This window comes from Salmonella sp. NW177, assembly GCF_051811585.1.
Lineage (GTDB): Bacteria > Pseudomonadota > Gammaproteobacteria > Enterobacterales > Enterobacteriaceae > Salmonella > Salmonella enterica.
In genome coordinates this window covers 125,249-141,153 of record NZ_JAMMZV010000010.1, presented here as the reverse complement: position 1 = coordinate 141,153, position 15,905 = coordinate 125,249, and the positions used below count along the sequence as shown (strand labels likewise).

The following is a 15,905-nucleotide window of genomic DNA, read 5'->3' as shown; positions in this document are numbered from 1 at the left end:
ATTTTTCGTCCGAGGACGTCAAGAATCCGTATCTTCGAGTGCCCACACAGATTGTCTGATAAATTGTTAAAGAGCAGTGCCGCTTCGCTTTTTCTCAGCGGCGCGGGGTGTGCATATTACGCTTTCCCGCTTCAGAGTCAAGCGTTTATTTTCGCTTTTCTCCGTGAGGTTCTGGTCTGAACCCCGCTGACCCGGCGGCCTGTGTGCCGTTGTTCCGTGTCAGTGGTGGCGCATTATAGGGAGTTATTTCTGCCTGACAAGAGGAAATTTAAAATAATTTCTCAAGTGCCTGGTATTTACCCAAAACGCCATTAAACCGCCAGTTTTTCGAGCGTTTCAAAGCCATAACGCTGTAAAACGGGTAATAATTGTTCAGCTCCTGGCGTCATTGCCATGCAATAAGCAATATTGGCATCGGTTGATTTCGCATCCGGCGCTTCATGTTCCAACAGCCAGGCTGTACGACGCGCTATCGCCGCGCCGGAATCCACTAACCGCGTCCCTTCGGGCAGGACTTGCAAAAGCTCGTCCCGTAATAGAGGGAAATGCGTACACCCCAGAACGACCGTGTCAGGCGGCTCCGGCATTCGTAGCCATGGGCGTAATATGCGGCGCAGCTCTTCCAGCGAGACCGAGTCGCCATGTAATTTCGCTTCCGCCAGTTCCACCAGTTCTGCCGACCCCAACATGGCTATCTGACATTCATTAGCGAAGCGCGCAATCAGCTCGTGAGTATAAGGACGTTTGACCGTCGCTCTCGTCGCCAGTAGCCCGACAACGCCATTGGCGGTCAGCCGCGCCGCTGGTTTAATCGCAGGCACAACGCCCACCACCGGGAAGGCAAACTTTTCACGTAATGCGGGAAGTGAGACCGTACTGGCGGTATTGCAGGCAATCACCGCCAGTGAAAGGGGATAGCGCTGCTGTACCGCAGTCACAATCTCGACAACGCGCTCGACGATAAACGTTTCGCTCTTTTCCCCGTAGGGGAACGCCACGTTATCGAAAGCATATATATAGTGGAGATCCGGCAGGAGCCGCCGGATCTCATCATAGACCGACAATCCACCGACGCCGGAATCAAATACCAGCACGGTGGGACGTGGTTCAGAAGGTGTAGCTGCCAGACAAGGTGTATTCTCGTCCTGCAGTTTGGTAGCCATAAACTGTCTCGTAATCTTTGTCGAACAGGTTGGCTATTTTACCACGAACTGTCAGATGTGAGGTGACCGGATATGAAACTCCAATATCCCACAAGCTCAAGCCGCCCATTTTTACATCTCTATTATTGTCGTAGTCTTTATCGTAACGTTCGCCGAGGTACTGATACATCACATTCCAGCCGAGTTCAAAAATCTGTCCGGTCAGCTCATACTTTACCTGCTGCTTAGCACGGCGATAGAGAACCTTATTGGTTTCATCATCACGCGGATCGACGTATTGCAGCGTCAGGTGGTGATCTACCGGGCCAGTGGTGATATTTCCGGTCCACTCCAGACCTTTAATGGTGGCCGACTTCAGATTAACGTATTGATTATCTTTATAATCGATCAGGTTTTGAACCTTATAATGATATGCAGAAAGGCGCCAATCCAGCGGTCCGGTCAGCCCATCAATGCCGGCCTCCCACTGCCTGGATTCTTCCGGCTTTAGGTTTGGGTTAGCGGCAATACCAGGCCCATAAGAAGATGCAAAACGCGTCGCGCCATATTGCTGCCCAAGGGACGGTGCCAGGAACCCCGTACCATAGGAGAGAGTTGCCCGATAACCATCAACAAACTCCCAGCCCGTTGCGGTCTGCCATGTCCCATGCCAGCCGAACTGCTCATCATGATCTTCACGGCCAGAAGCTTCCAACGTGACACTATCGATTTGTTGCTGTCCGGTCAGATAGAGCCCGGTGGTATCACGTTTGTAAGTATCGGCCTTCGTTGTACTACTGGAGGTCAGTTTTTCCTGTTTCCAGTCAGCCCCACCGCTAACCGCTCCGTGCCCAACTTCAACACTATTACCCCATTGAATATAACGCTGCTCCATGTTATCCAGCGAGGCATCCCCCGCATACCGACCAAGATCGTTACTGTAGTTGTAATCTTTAATATGTTGATAATTGGCGATCAGCTGAGAAGAATAGATGCCAGAACTGTATTGCAGGCCAGCATCCCAAGATTGGGTGTAATTCTGGGCCTCATCATTGCCGCCAACATAACCATATGAACCCTGATCGTAATCGCTATTCGCCGTATAACCATAGCCGCGAAAGAAACCGGAGACGTTATCGTTAAACTTATGCTGTACGCCTCCCCAGAACAACTTATTGCGGTAGCCGTCCCGGTCACTGTCCCCGTTATAGGGAGAGTCAGGCTGAATGTTAAAACCCCTGGTCGTCTCATACGCCCCGGCAGCAGTTACAATCGTATCGCCAAACCGTTTATTCATAATCCCATCATAGGTCTGGTAGCCATCCGATCCCATACCGGCGTTGATCTGTGATTTCTCGTCATTGCTCATCGTAATAATATTGACGACGCCGCCAATCGCGCCAGAACCGTACACCGCTGAACGCGGTCCGCGAATGTATTCAATGCGCTGCACTAACGACACCGGAAGCTGACCAATATCAATCGCGTTACTAATGCCCGCCCGCGCCATCGGCACACCATCAATCAGTACCAGGACATGCCGCGATTCGGTGCCACGAACATACAGCGAGGAACTCTTCCCCATTCCGCCACTCTGTGAAATATCCACACCAGGAAGACGGCGCATTACGTCATTAAGATCTTTTGACTGCCAGCGCTGAATATCCTCGCGGGTGACGACATCGGTTGGCGCCAAAACAGAGTTTACAGGCTGCTGAAAACGGTTGGCGGTGACAACCAGGGTATCCGGGCTAGTGTCCTGCGCCCAAGCGGAAAAGGCCGTGACGGAGAACGCCGTCAGCAGCGTAGCTTTTTTAATCATTGTAAAGCATCCACAATATAAGAAGGATGCCGCAGGCTTCATCGATAGTACGCGATGATGAAAAACCAGATGCGACGTTAGCCGGCAGGTCTTCGGGCTTGGAGGGTTATCCGTTGGCTGGATAGCAGAAATGATGACTTCCCGCCGGAGGCAGTGTCTGCTTACGCTCTCATCTCACCTTTCCTTACCGCTGCGCGTCAGCTCCAGATTTTCACTGGATTCCCTATTAACTCACAGGACCGGCCCACGGATGCTACCGTCTGTCACAACACCCTGTCCAGACCGCGCATCACAAATCAGAAATCATCAATAGCTGGACATCCACTGAGCAATCCCTACAATCCCCGCGTACTTTTATTATTCAGGATGCGATATGACCCCCGAACATCTTCCGACAGAACAGTATGAGGCGCAGCTGGCCGAAAAAGTGGCGCGCTTGCAGAGTATGATGGCGCCGTTTTCTGGCCTGGTTCCGGAAGTATTTCGCTCGCCGGTCAGTCACTATCGTATGCGTGCGGAATTTCGCCTGTGGCATGACGGCGATGACCTGTACCACATTATGTTTGATCAGCAGACCAAAAGCCGGATTCGCGTTGACACCTTCCCGGCGGCCAGCCAACTGATTAATACCTTAATGAAGGCGATGATTGCCGGCGTGCGCGATAATCATGCACTGCGGCATAAGCTGTTCCAGATCGATTATCTCACGACCTTGAGCAACCAGGCGGTAGTGTCGTTGCTGTACCATAAGAAGCTGGACGAAGAGTGGCGTGAAGCCGCCACTGCGTTACGCGATGCTTTACGCGCGCAAGGTCTGAACGTACACCTGATTGGCCGGGCCACTAAAACTAAAATCGAATTGGATCAGGATTATATTGATGAGCGTCTGCCTGTGGCAGGTAAAGAGATGATCTACCGCCAGGTCGAAAACAGCTTTACGCAGCCAAACGCCGCCATGAATATTCAGATGTTAGAGTGGGCGCTGGAGGTGACGAAAGACTCAAAAGGCGATCTGCTTGAGTTGTATTGCGGCAACGGCAATTTTTCTTTAGCGCTGGCGCGCAATTTTAACCGCGTGCTGGCAACCGAAATCGCCAAACCGTCCGTCGCTGCCGCACAGTACAATATTGCCGCTAATCATATTGATAATGTGCAAATTATTCGCATGGCGGCGGAAGAGTTTACCCAGGCGATGAACGGCGTTCGTGAGTTTAATCGCCTGCAGGGGATCGACCTGAAGCGCTATCAGTGCGAAACCATTTTTGTCGATCCGCCGCGTAGCGGTCTGGACAGCGAAACGGAAAAAATGGTGCAGGCTTATCCACGTATTCTGTACATTTCCTGCAATCCGGAAACGTTGTGCAAAAACCTGGAAACGTTAAGCCAGACGCACACGGTGTCTCGCCTGGCGCTATTCGATCAGTTCCCGTATACGCATCATATGGAATGCGGAGTATTACTCACCGCAAGGTAAAATGTACGTCGGATGGCCGGTTATACCGCCATCCGGCATTCGCACACTATTCCGCGGTGTCCTGCTTGCGGTTACGCAGTTTAAAGCCAATCCAGAATACCAGAATCACCGACAGCACCGCCGGGAAGAAATTAGAGCCAATATCCGGATATTCTGCACGCACCACGGTGCTATACAGTAAAACGCCAAGAATGAAACAGGCGGCGGCCAACCCCGGCAAACCTACCGGCATAGTACGATTTTGGTAGCGCTGATGCAGACAATATACCGTCAGCACCAGCGAGATAACCGGGAATACGGAGAACGGCACAATAGCGCTAAACAGCGCCGCGAATGTGCCGTTAATCGATAAGCCAGCGATGAGCGCCAGCAACAGCGTACCTTTATCTTGACCTGACTGTTTCATTACTCGTCCTTCACGTTATTCGGAATGATGTGCTATTTTCTCTTGCTCACGGCGATACCAGTAATACGCCCCTTTCGCAATCATGCGCAGTTGCAATACCAGCCGCTCTTCTAATTGCCGACGCTGTTCAGCGCCGATGTCCAACGCCTCTGCGCCCGCGCTAAAGACAATAGTTACCATCGCTTCGGCCTGGGCTTCAGTAAACGCGCGCGGCATATGGTTTTCGAGTTCCAGATAGTCGGCAAGTTCCGCAATAAAGTGCTGAATCTCCCGTGCGACGGCGGCACGAAACGCCGCTGAAGTGCCGGAACGCTCACGCAATAACAGACGGAAGGCGTTGGGGTTGTTGCCGATAAACTCCATAAATGTGGAGACCGACGTGCGAATGACGCTGCCGCCTTTCGCGATACGCTGTCGCGCCTGACGCATCAACTGACGCAGCATCAGACCGCTTTCATCCACCATCGTCAGACCGAGTTCATCGACATCGCGAAAATGACGGTAAAACGACGTTGGCGCAATGCCCGCTTCACGCGCCACCTCACGCAAACTCAGGCTGGCGAAACTCCGCTCAGCGCTCAGTTGGCTGAATGCGGCTTCCACCAGCGAACGCCGGGTTTTTTCTTTTTGTTGCGCTCTAACACCCATCACAATGTCTGAATCCTTCCATATGCCTTATTCGGCACTATACCAGAGAATAAAAGTAACGGGTTCACACTGGATTGTGAATGATTGTTTACAGACAGTTTGTGCTCCGGCTTCGCAAAAAAGCACAACGATAATTGGGTTAAAGCTGGGCAAATGTTATCATCGTGTTTATTTTATGTATAAAAACAGGTGAGTAATACCATGCCACATTCCTGGGATTATGATGCAGTCGTCATAGGGTCAGGCCCCGGCGGTGAAGGCGCTGCAATGGGTCTGGTTAAGCAAGGAGCACGCGTCGCGGTGATTGAGCGTTATCATAACGTTGGCGGCGGATGTACCCACTGGGGCACCATCCCATCCAAAGCCCTTCGCCACGCCGTCAGCCGCATTATTGAATTTAATCAAAACCCGCTCTATAGCGACCACTCCCGTCTCCTTCGTTCTTCTTTCGCCGATATCCTTAATCATGCCGATAATGTGATTAATCAACAAACGCGTATGCGTCAGGGGTTTTATGAGCGTAACCACTGTGAAATCTTGCAGGGCAACGCCCATTTTATTGACGAACATACCCTGGCGCTGGAATGCCATGACGGCACGGTTGAAACCCTGACGGCAGAAAAATTTGTTATTGCCTGTGGTTCGCGTCCTTACCATCCCAGTGATGTGGATTTCTCGCATCCGCGCATTTATGACAGCGACTCAATCCTGAGTCTCCACCATGAACCGCGCCACGTTATTATTTACGGCGCTGGCGTTATCGGCTGCGAATATGCGTCCATCTTCCGCGGTATGGATGTGAAAGTGGATCTGATCAACACCCGCGATCGCCTGCTGGCCTTTCTCGATCAGGAGATGTCCGACTCTCTCTCTTACCATTTCTGGAATAGCGGCGTGGTTATTCGCCACAATGAAGAGTATGAGAAAATCGAAGGCTGCGATGATGGCGTCATCATGCACCTGAAATCCGGCAAAAAACTGAAGGCTGACTGCCTGCTTTATGCTAATGGCCGTACCGGTAACACCGATTCGCTGGCGCTGGAGAATATTGGTCTGGAAACAGATAGCCGTGGACAGCTCAAAGTCAACAGTATGTACCAGACCGCCCTGCCGCACGTCTATGCGGTGGGCGACGTGATTGGCTATCCCAGTCTGGCCTCCGCCGCCTACGATCAGGGGCGTATTGCAGCGCAGGCGCTGGTGAAAGGCGAAGCGACCGCGCATCTTATCGAAGATATCCCCACCGGGATTTATACCATTCCGGAAATCAGTTCTGTCGGCAAAACCGAGCAGCAGTTAACGGCAATGAAAGTGCCTTACGAAGTGGGCCGCGCGCAGTTTAAGCATCTGGCGCGAGCGCAAATCGTCGGCATGAACGTCGGCACGCTAAAAATTCTCTTCCACCGCGAAACCAAAGAAATTCTGGGGATTCACTGCTTTGGCGAACGCGCCGCCGAAATTATTCATATCGGCCAGGCGATCATGGAGCAGAAAGGTGGCGGTAACACCATCGAATACTTCGTTAACACCACCTTTAACTACCCAACCATGGCGGAAGCTTATCGGGTTGCGGCGTTGAACGGCTTAAACCGCCTGTTTTAACGCCTTGTCGAAATGGCCATCCATTGCGCCACGGATGGCCTCTGCCAGTTGCTCATAACGGCTACGCAGCGGCGATCCCGGGCGATAAACCAGCCCCACGGTACGACGCGGCTCGGGCTTAATGCATGGCAGATAAACCACGCCGTCGCGCTTACGCTCCTGCGGTACGGCCAGCGCGGGGAGTAGTGTAATACCACTGCCCGCCGCCACCATGTTGCGCAGCGTTTCCAGACTGGTCGCCCGGAAATGGGTATCTTCATCCGCTCCCGCTTCAAAACAAAACCCCATCGCCTGATCGCGCAAACAGTGGCCATCTTCCAGCATCAGCAATTTCTCGCCCGCCAGATCGGACATCGGCACGCGATCGCGATTCGCCCACGGATGATCCTCATAAATAGCCAGCATCATGGGCTCATCAAACAGCGGCACTTCGATAAACGCCTCGCTCTCTTTCACCAGCGCCAGAATAGCGCAGTCAAGCTTGCCGCTATCGAGTTGCGCTAACAGCTGGTGCGTTTGCGCCTCATGCAGATACATTTCCAGCTTCGGGAAAGTCTGGTGCAACATTGGAATGATAAGCGGCAGCAAATAGGGACCAATTGTTGGGATTAAACCAATATGCAGCGGGCCGGACATCGTCTCGCCTTGTTGGCTTGCCATCTCCTTGAGCACCTTGACCTCACGCAGTACGGTACGCGCCTGATCCACCAGCAGTAAGCCCGCCTGGGTAAACAGCACTTTACGGCTCGTACGCTCCAGCAGCATAACGCCCAGTTCATCTTCCAGCTTACGTATTTGCCCGCTAAGGGTTGGCTGGCTGACGTGACAGGAGTCCGCCGCTCGCCGGAAATGGCGATGTTCGGCTAACGCCACCAGATATTCAAGATCACGAATATTCATTATTCATCCTCCGTCGCCACGATAGTTCATGGCGATAGGTAGCATAGCAACGAACGATTATCCCTATCAACCTTTCTGATTAATAATACATCACAGAACGGAGCGGTTTCTCGTTTAACCCTTGAAGACACCGCCCGTTCAGAGGGTATCTCTCGAACCCGAAATAACTAAAGCCAACGTGAACTTTTGCGGACCTCTGGTCCGCTTTTTTTTGCGTAAAAAACCCGGCGTCGCTGATGCTCGGCCGGGCAGTATTACCTGATGGCGCTACGCTTATAAGGCTTATAACGCGAGGCGCGCCTTCGCATCGTTGATGGCCTGCGCCACCTGCTGCGGAGAAACGCCGCCTTTTGCCGCCCGTTTATCCAGACACGACTGCAAAGACAATATCGGATACACATCGTCGCCAATCACGCGGCTGAATTTCTGTAAATCGGCCAGCGGCAACGCTTCCAGCGGCTTACCCTGGCGAATAGCTTCTACCACCGCTTCGCCGACAATATGGTGCGCTTCGCGGAACGGCACGCCTTTCGCGACCAGGTAATCCGCCAGCTCCGTGGCGTTGGCATACCCCTGTTGCGCCGCGTCCTGACAACGTGGGCGTTTCACCTGAATACCGTCCAGCACCAACGCCGCCATATGCAGGCAGTCAAGCCAGGTATCGAGCGCATCGAACAGCCCTTCTTTGTCTTCCTGCATATCTTTGTTGTACGCCAGCGGCAGACCTTTTAAAGTCATCATCATGCCGGTTAGCGCCCCTTGTACGCGACCGCACTTACCGCGAATCAGCTCCAGCGCGTCCGGGTTTTTCTTCTGCGGCATTAACGATGAACCGGAAGTCACGCGGTCAGAAAGCTCTACAAAACCCGCTTCACCAGAATTAAAGAAAATCAGATCTTCCGCGAAGCGTGACAGATGCACCATGCCGATAGCCGCATCAGAAAGCAATTCCAGTACGTGGTCACGATCGGACACGCTGTCCAGGCTGTTGCGGGTCGCAGACGCAAAGCCCAGCCAGCCTGCCAATTGTTCACGGTCAATTTCATAGGCCGTTCCCGCCAACGCGCCGCAACCTAGCGGACTCACGTCCAGACGTTTAAGCGTGTCCTGCAGGCGGCTTTCATCGCGCGCCAGCATTTCGACATACGCGAGACACCAGTGGGCGAAAGTCACTGGCTGCGCGCGTTGCAGATGGGTATATCCCGGCATTACCGCGTCCTGGTTCGCCTGCGCGGTTTCCACCAGCGCGCTCTGTAGCTGGCGGTTAGCGGTAAGCAGTTCCCTCACCGTCTCTTTGCACCACAGTTTCAGGTCCGTCGCCACCTGATCGTTACGGCTGCGCCCGGTGTGCAGCTTTTTACCCAACTGGCCCACTTTGTCGATGAGCTTACCTTCCACCCAGCTATGGATATCTTCCGCATCGCTTTGCAGGATTTGCTGCGGATTCGCGCGAACCTCCTCCAGCAGCACGTTCAGCGCTTCTTCCAACTGTCGTTGCTCATCGGCAGTCAGTACGCCTACCGTGACCAATGCTTTGGACCAGGCCACAGAACCGACAATATCCTGCTCCGCCAGACGGTAATCGAAGCGCAACGAATCATTGAATTGTTTAAACCGCTGGTCTGCCGCCTGTGTAAAACGCCCACCCCAAAGTGCCATAATAGACTTCCTTAAATTCTTCGAATTTCACTGCCGGATAGCGCTACGCTTATCCGGCTTACAATTTCTGTTCACGTAGGCCTGATAAGGCGCAGCCGCCATCGGGCGAACAAATAGTTAAGCCAGAATACGCGTGCCAATCGGCGTGCCGTTAAACAGCGCCGGCAGTTGCTCCGCATGACGCCAGGAAGCGATATCCACCGGGCGACCCAGCGCCCGCGCAGCATCGAGAGCCGCATTCACTTTCACAATCATCCCGTCGGTAATAATGCCCTGGTCGATAAGCTGCTCGGCTTTGGACGCCGTCATTTCGGCGATACGCTGGCCTTTGCCGTCCAGAATACCGCTCACGTCGGAAAGCAGGATCAGATCGGCCCCCAGCGTCGCCGCCAGCGCGGTTGCCGCCTGATCGGCGTTGACGTTCATCAGTTGGCCGTCGTCTGTTACGCCAATGGAGCTGACCACCGGCAGAAAGCCGTTTTCCAGCAACATGTTAATCAGCTTCGGCGACCCCGGCTGCGCCAGCCCGACGTGGCCTAACGCTTCATCGAGTTGGGTCACGTTTACGCTGTCGCCATCGCCCAGAAACAGACCAACAGAGGCGATATGGTGTTTCTTCGCCCAGGCCAGCAGAGTTTTGTTAGCGGTTCCCGCCAGCGCGCCGGTAATGATGCCAATCTGATCGGCAGGCGTCACGCGCAGGCCGTCTTTCTTTTTCACTGGCAAATTCAGCCCTTTCATCAGCTCATCCACCACGCAACCGCCGCCATGAACAATCACCAGCGGACGCTGATGGGACTCACGATAGTTGACCAGCGCGGTAAAAAGACGTTCCAGAGCCTCTTCGCTATCCAGTAATACGCCACCCAGCTTGATAATTAATGGATTCATCATTTCACCCTTAAATAAGAGACTGCGTTTCAGCGAAGCCAAAACGAATATTAGCGCACTGTACTGCCTGCGCCGCTGCGCCTTTCAACAAGTTGTCTTCGGTTGCCACCACAATCAGATGTTCGCCCTGGACGGCAAAACCAATATCGCAGAACGGCAGCCCGACGACGTTCTTTAACGCCGGAACGCCTTTGTCATACAGGCGCACCAGCGGTTTGTCGCCATAGGCTTTTTGCAACACGTCGGCGACCTGCGCATGAGTTACTCCCGCTTTCAGGCGGCAGGTAATGGTTTCCAGAATCCCGCGCGGAAAATTCCCCAGATGCGGGGTGAAGATGACCTCCGCACCCAGATGGGCGGCGATTTCCGGCTGATGACGATGCGTAAACACGCCATACGGTTGCAAACTCACTTCACAGAAACTGTTCGAAATTGCTGCCTTGCGCCCCGCGCCGCTCACCCCGCTGGTGGCATTAATTACCGGCCACTGCGTCAGATCCAGAAGCCCGCCGTCAATCAGCGGTTTTAGCGACAACTGCGCTGCGGTTGGATAGCAACCAGGAACCGCAATCAGATTCGCCGTGTTCAGTTTATCGGCATTCCACTCCGCCAGACCGTACACCGCCTGCTCCAGCAGCTCAGGATACTGATGAGTAAATCCGTAGTACTTTTCATAGAAGGCGCGATCGTTTACCCGAAACGCGCCGGAAAGATCGAATACGACGCATCCGGCCTGTAAAAACTGCGGCGCCAGATCGTGGCTCACTTCATGCGCTGTCGCCAGGAACACCACATCAACATCTGCACTAAAATCACGTACATCCGACATCGGTTGCAATGGCAGGTCGACAATCCCTTTTAACTGCGGATGTAAATCAGAAATTAACTTTCCTGCATCATTGCTTTGCGCTGAGACGGTCAAAGCGGTTATGGTCATATGTGGGTGGCGATTTACGTAGCTTACAAGCTCTGCGCCCGCATAACCGCTAGCGCCTACAATCAGCGTATTCAACATCGGGTTCCTTTATGCTCAACGTTAATGTATTTTTATTCATAATTAATGCATGAATATTGATACTATCATGACCTGAGGTGTGTCAACAATGAAAAACGTTTTACCGCCATTTATCGAGATTTACCGCGCTCTGATTGCCACACCGTCGATAAGCGCAACCGAAGAATCCCTGGATCAAAGTAATGCGTCTTTAATCACTTTGCTTGCAGGCTGGTTCAGGGATCTTGGTTTCAACGTAGAGGTTCAGCCGGTTCCAGGAACGCGAAACAAATTTAATATGCTCGCCAGCACCGGACATGGCGCGGGCGGTTTGCTGCTGACCGGCCATACCGACACGGTTCCCTTTGATGACGGACGCTGGACGCGCGACCCGTTCACGCTGACCGAGCACGACAATAAGCTCTATGGCCTGGGCACTGCGGATATGAAAGGCTTCTTCGCTTTTATTCTGGACGCGCTACGTGACGTTGACGTCACAAAGTTGAAAAAGCCGCTCTACATTCTGGCGACCGCCGATGAAGAGACCAGCATGGCGGGGGCGCGTTATTTTTCCGAAACCACGGCATTACGTCCGGACTGCGCGATCATTGGCGAACCGACGTCGTTGCAACCGATACGCGCGCACAAAGGGCATATCTCTAATGTCGTTCGCGTCCTGGGGCAGTCCGGTCATTCCAGCGACCCGGCGCGTGGGGTTAACGCCATTGAACTGATGCACGATGCGATTGGCCACATCATGCAACTGCGTGACTCGCTGAAAGCGCGGTATCACTACGAGGCGTTTACCGTTCCGTATCCAACGCTGAATCTGGGCCATATCCACGGCGGCGATGCCTCAAACCGTATCTGCGCCTGCTGCGAATTGCATATGGATATTCGTCCACTGCCGGGCATGACGTTAAACGACCTTAATGGACTGCTTAACGACGCGCTGGCCCCGGTAAGCGAACGCTGGCCGGGCCGCCTGACGGTGGCGGAATTACATCCGCCGATTCCAGGTTACGAGTGTCCACCGGACCACCAACTGGTTGAAGTAGTAGAAAAACTGTTGGGTACGAAAACCGACGTGGTGAACTACTGTACTGAAGCGCCGTTTATGCAGACATTATGCCCAACGCTGGTGCTTGGTCCGGGCTCAATTAATCAGGCGCATCAGCCGGATGAATATCTCGAAACGCGTTTTATTAAGCCAACCCGGGAATTGATTACCCAGGTAGTACACCATTTTTGCTGGCATTAATGCATATTGCCCGGTGACGCGATGTTTACCGGGCCTACCCCGTCTTGTAGGCCGGATAAGCGCAGCGCCATCCGGCATCTCTACGCCACATGTTCATAAGCATTTCTTATTTGGCACGATGCGAATTAACTTTAATAAATTACCGCCATTTTTTCGTTTGCTGAACCGATTTCGCAGTAATTGACGCCACGGGTTTTACGTGGCTTTATAAAGATGAGAAGTGATGTGAAAAAGCTTGGTCCGAAAGATTTCGCGTTGCGGCAAGACGGCAAACGAGCACATCCCAGGGAGCTTACATAAGTAAGTGACCTGGGTGGGAGAGCGCAGCCAACGCCGCCGCAGCGTGAAAGATGCAGGACAATTACAACAGAGATGGGGTGTCTGGGATCATATGAACGAACAATATTCCGCGTTGCGTAGTAATGTCAGTATGCTCGGCAAGGTGCTGGGAGAAACCATCAAGGATGCGCTGGGAGAACACATTCTTGATCGCGTAGAAACAATCCGTAAGCTATCCAAATCTTCACGCGCCGGCAATGAAGCTAATCGCCAGGAGCTGCTCACCACGCTACAAAATTTGTCTAATGACGAGCTGCTGCCAGTTGCGCGCGCGTTTAGTCAGTTTCTGAACCTGGCCAATACTGCCGAGCAATACCACAGCATTTCGCCAAAAGGCGAAGCCGCCAGCAACCCGGAAGTGATTGCCCGCACTCTGCGTAAACTGAAAAACCAACCGGACCTCAACGACGCAACCATCAAAAAAGCGGTAGAGTCGCTGTCTTTGGAGTTAGTGCTAACCGCCCACCCGACAGAAATTACCCGCCGTACGCTTATTCACAAGATGGGTGAAATCAACAACTGTCTGAAACAGCTTGATAATACCGATATCGCCGACTACGAACGTCACCAGGTGATGCGTCGCCTGCGCCAGTTGATTGCCCAATCCTGGCATACGGATGAGATCCGCAAGCAGCGCCCAAGCCCGGTGGATGAAGCCAAATGGGGCTTCGCCGTGGTTGAGAACAGCCTGTGGCAGGGCGTACCTAACTATCTGCGTGAACTGAACGAACAACTGGAAGAAAATCTCGGCTACAAATTGCCGGTGGATTTTGTGCCGGTACGTTTTACCTCGTGGATGGGCGGCGACCGTGACGGCAACCCGAACGTGACGGCGGATATCACCCGCCACGTACTCTTGTTAAGCCGCTGGAAAGCCACCGATCTGTTCCTGAAAGACATTCATGTTCTGGTATCAGAACTGTCGATGGTCAACGCCACGCCGGAGCTGCTGGCGTTAGTGGGCGAAGAAGGCGCGTCTGAGCCGTATCGCTACCTGATGAAAAAATTGCGCGCCCGTCTGATGGCGACCCAGTCCTGGCTGGAAGCGCGTCTGAAAGGCGAGAAGCTGCCCAAACCGGCTGGCCTGCTGACGCAAAACGAGCAGCTCTGGGAACCTCTGTACGCCTGCTACCAGTCGTTACAGGCCTGCGGCATGGGCATTATCGCCAACGGCGAGTTACTCGACACGCTCCGCCGCGTGAAGTGTTTCGGCGTACCGCTGGTGCGTATTGATATCCGTCAGGAGAGCACCCGCCATACCGAAGCGCTGGGCGAAATTACCCGCTACCTCGGTATTGGCGACTACGAAAGCTGGTCGGAAGCCGACAAGCAGGCCTTCCTGATCCGCGAACTGAACTCTAAACGTCCGCTGCTGCCGCGTAACTGGGAGCCGAGCAACGATACCCGCGAAGTGCTTGAAACCTGCAAGGTTATTGCCGAAGCGCCAAAGGGGTCGATCGCCGCCTACGTGATTTCAATGGCGAAAACGCCGTCTGATGTGCTGGCTGTGCATCTGCTGCTGAAAGAGGCTGGTATCGGCTTTGCCATGCCGGTCGCGCCGCTGTTTGAAACCCTCGACGACCTGAACAACGCCGACGACGTGATGACCCAGTTGTTGAATATCGACTGGTATCGCGGGCTGATTCAGGGTAAGCAGATGGTCATGATCGGCTACTCCGACTCGGCGAAAGACGCCGGCGTTATGGCCGCGTCATGGGCGCAGTATCAGGCGCAGGACGCCCTGATCAAAACCTGTGAAAAAGCCGGCATCGAGCTCACCCTCTTCCACGGCCGCGGCGGCTCTATTGGCCGTGGCGGCGCGCCAGCCCACGCGGCGCTGCTTTCGCAACCGCCAGGCAGTCTGAAAGGCGGTCTGCGCGTGACCGAGCAGGGCGAGATGATCCGCTTCAAATACGGCCTGCCGGAAGTCACCGTCAGCAGCCTCTCGCTCTACACCAGCGCAATTCTGGAAGCAAACCTGCTGCCGCCGCCGGAACCGAAAGACAGCTGGCGTCATATTATGGATGAGCTTTCCGTCATCTCCTGTGAAACCTACCGCGGCTACGTGCGCGAAAATAAAGACTTTGTACCGTACTTCCGCTCCGCGACGCCGGAACAAGAGCTGGGCAAATTGCCGCTCGGCTCACGTCCGGCGAAACGTCGTCCAACTGGCGGCGTCGAATCGCTGCGCGCGATTCCGTGGATCTTCGCCTGGACGCAAAACCGCCTGATGCTGCCAGCCTGGCTGGGCGCGGGTACTGCGCTGCAAAAAGTGGTGGAAGACGGTAAACAAAGCGAACTGGAAGCCATGTGCCGCGACTGGCCGTTCTTCTCCACGCGTCTTGGGATGCTGGAAATGGTATTCTCGAAAGCCGACCTGTGGCTGGCCGACTATTACGATCAGCGTCTGGTGGCGAAAACGCTATGGCCGCTGGGCAAAGAGCTACGAGACCTGCTGGAAGAAGACATTAAAGTGGTGCTGGCGATTGCCAACGATTCTCACCTGATGGCCGACTTACCGTGGATTGCGGAGTCCATTCAGTTAAGAAACGTTTATACCGATCCATTAAACGTGTTGCAGGCCGAGTTGCTGTATCGTTCCCGTCTGACTGAAGAGCAGGGCAAATCGCCCGATCCTCGCGTCGAACAGGCGTTGATGGTCACGATTGCGGGCGTCGCTGCCGGTATGCGCAACACCGGCTAACGCCAAAAGAAAGCCGCCCTCACGCAGTTATGTGGGGGCGGCATGAAATACTGCTGTCATCCT

At 53.8% G+C, this 15,905-nt stretch carries 12 protein-coding genes and 1 riboswitch; of the genes, 4 read left to right on the top strand and 8 right to left on the bottom strand.

The genetic code is table 11. From position 1 onward, the window contains the following. Positions 1-311: 311 nt before the first annotated feature. The gene (gene murI, locus NA986_RS22415) at positions 312-1,163 is read right to left on the bottom strand and encodes a glutamate racemase (RefSeq protein ID WP_000201804.1); all 852 of its coding nucleotides are present in this window, start codon (positions 1,161-1,163) and stop codon (positions 312-314) included. Then, positions 1,108-2,964, bottom strand: a complete 1,857-nt coding sequence (gene btuB, locus NA986_RS22410) for a TonB-dependent vitamin B12 receptor BtuB (protein ID WP_000591415.1) — start codon at positions 2,962-2,964, stop codon at positions 1,108-1,110. Before btuB ends, murI begins: the two co-directional genes overlap by 56 nt. A 66-nt stretch (positions 2,965-3,030) precedes the next feature. Then, a riboswitch (cobalamin riboswitch) is annotated at positions 3,031-3,223 on the bottom strand. Between the two features lie 114 nt (positions 3,224-3,337). Here btuB and trmA point away from each other — a divergent pair. Further along, positions 3,338-4,438, top strand: coding sequence for a tRNA (uridine(54)-C5)-methyltransferase TrmA (gene trmA, locus NA986_RS22405; RefSeq protein WP_000186981.1), 1,101 nt, complete (start codon positions 3,338-3,340; stop codon positions 4,436-4,438). A gap of 46 nt (positions 4,439-4,484) precedes the next feature. Here trmA and NA986_RS22400 read toward each other — a convergent pair whose 3' ends face one another. Both NA986_RS22400 and fabR read right to left on the bottom strand, forming a co-directional pair. Beyond that, complete coding sequence (locus tag NA986_RS22400; protein WP_000813838.1) at positions 4,485-4,844, bottom strand: YijD family membrane protein; 360 nt, start codon at positions 4,842-4,844, stop codon at positions 4,485-4,487. Positions 4,845-4,859: 15 nt separating this feature from the next. Continuing rightward, a complete protein-coding gene (fabR, locus tag NA986_RS22395; RefSeq protein WP_000971958.1) occupies positions 4,860-5,495 on the bottom strand; it encodes an HTH-type transcriptional repressor FabR in 636 nt (211 codons plus the stop codon). Positions 5,496-5,693: 198 nt separating this feature from the next. Here fabR and sthA point away from each other — a divergent pair, with 198 nt between their 5' ends. Continuing rightward, a complete protein-coding gene (gene sthA, locus NA986_RS22390) occupies positions 5,694-7,094 on the top strand; it encodes a Si-specific NAD(P)(+) transhydrogenase (protein WP_001120791.1) in 1,401 nt (466 codons plus the stop codon). Here the strand turns inward: sthA and oxyR are convergent. From oxyR to argC, 4 genes are all read right to left on the bottom strand, one after another. Continuing rightward, entirely contained in the window at positions 7,077-7,994 is a 918-nt protein-coding gene (gene oxyR, locus NA986_RS22385; RefSeq protein WP_001025919.1) for a DNA-binding transcriptional regulator OxyR, read from the bottom strand. The two genes, sthA and oxyR, sit on opposite strands and share 18 nt — an antisense overlap. A 282-nt stretch (positions 7,995-8,276) precedes the next feature. Next, entirely contained in the window at positions 8,277-9,653 is a 1,377-nt protein-coding gene (gene argH, locus NA986_RS22380; RefSeq protein WP_001230049.1) for an argininosuccinate lyase, read from the bottom strand. Positions 9,654-9,770: 117 nt separating this feature from the next. Continuing rightward, positions 9,771-10,547: an acetylglutamate kinase gene (argB, locus tag NA986_RS22375; RefSeq protein ID WP_001575262.1), complete on the bottom strand. Its 777-nt coding sequence runs from the start codon at positions 10,545-10,547 to the stop codon at positions 9,771-9,773. 7 nt (positions 10,548-10,554) lie between these two features. Beyond that, positions 10,555-11,559, bottom strand: a complete 1,005-nt coding sequence (gene argC, locus NA986_RS22370) for an N-acetyl-gamma-glutamyl-phosphate reductase (protein ID WP_000935332.1) — start codon at positions 11,557-11,559, stop codon at positions 10,555-10,557. A gap of 88 nt (positions 11,560-11,647) precedes the next feature. On the opposite strand from argC, the gene argE reads away from it, so the two are divergent. Next, positions 11,648-12,799 carry an acetylornithine deacetylase gene (argE, locus tag NA986_RS22365; protein ID WP_000800201.1) on the top strand — a complete coding sequence of 384 codons (1,152 nt, stop codon included), beginning with the start codon at positions 11,648-11,650 and terminating at the stop codon, positions 12,797-12,799. 391 nt (positions 12,800-13,190) lie between these two features. Further along, on the top strand, positions 13,191-15,842 hold the full coding sequence (gene ppc / locus NA986_RS22360; RefSeq protein ID WP_001523795.1) for a phosphoenolpyruvate carboxylase: 2,652 nt from the start codon (positions 13,191-13,193) through the stop codon (positions 15,840-15,842). Positions 15,843-15,905 lie beyond the last annotated feature (63 nt).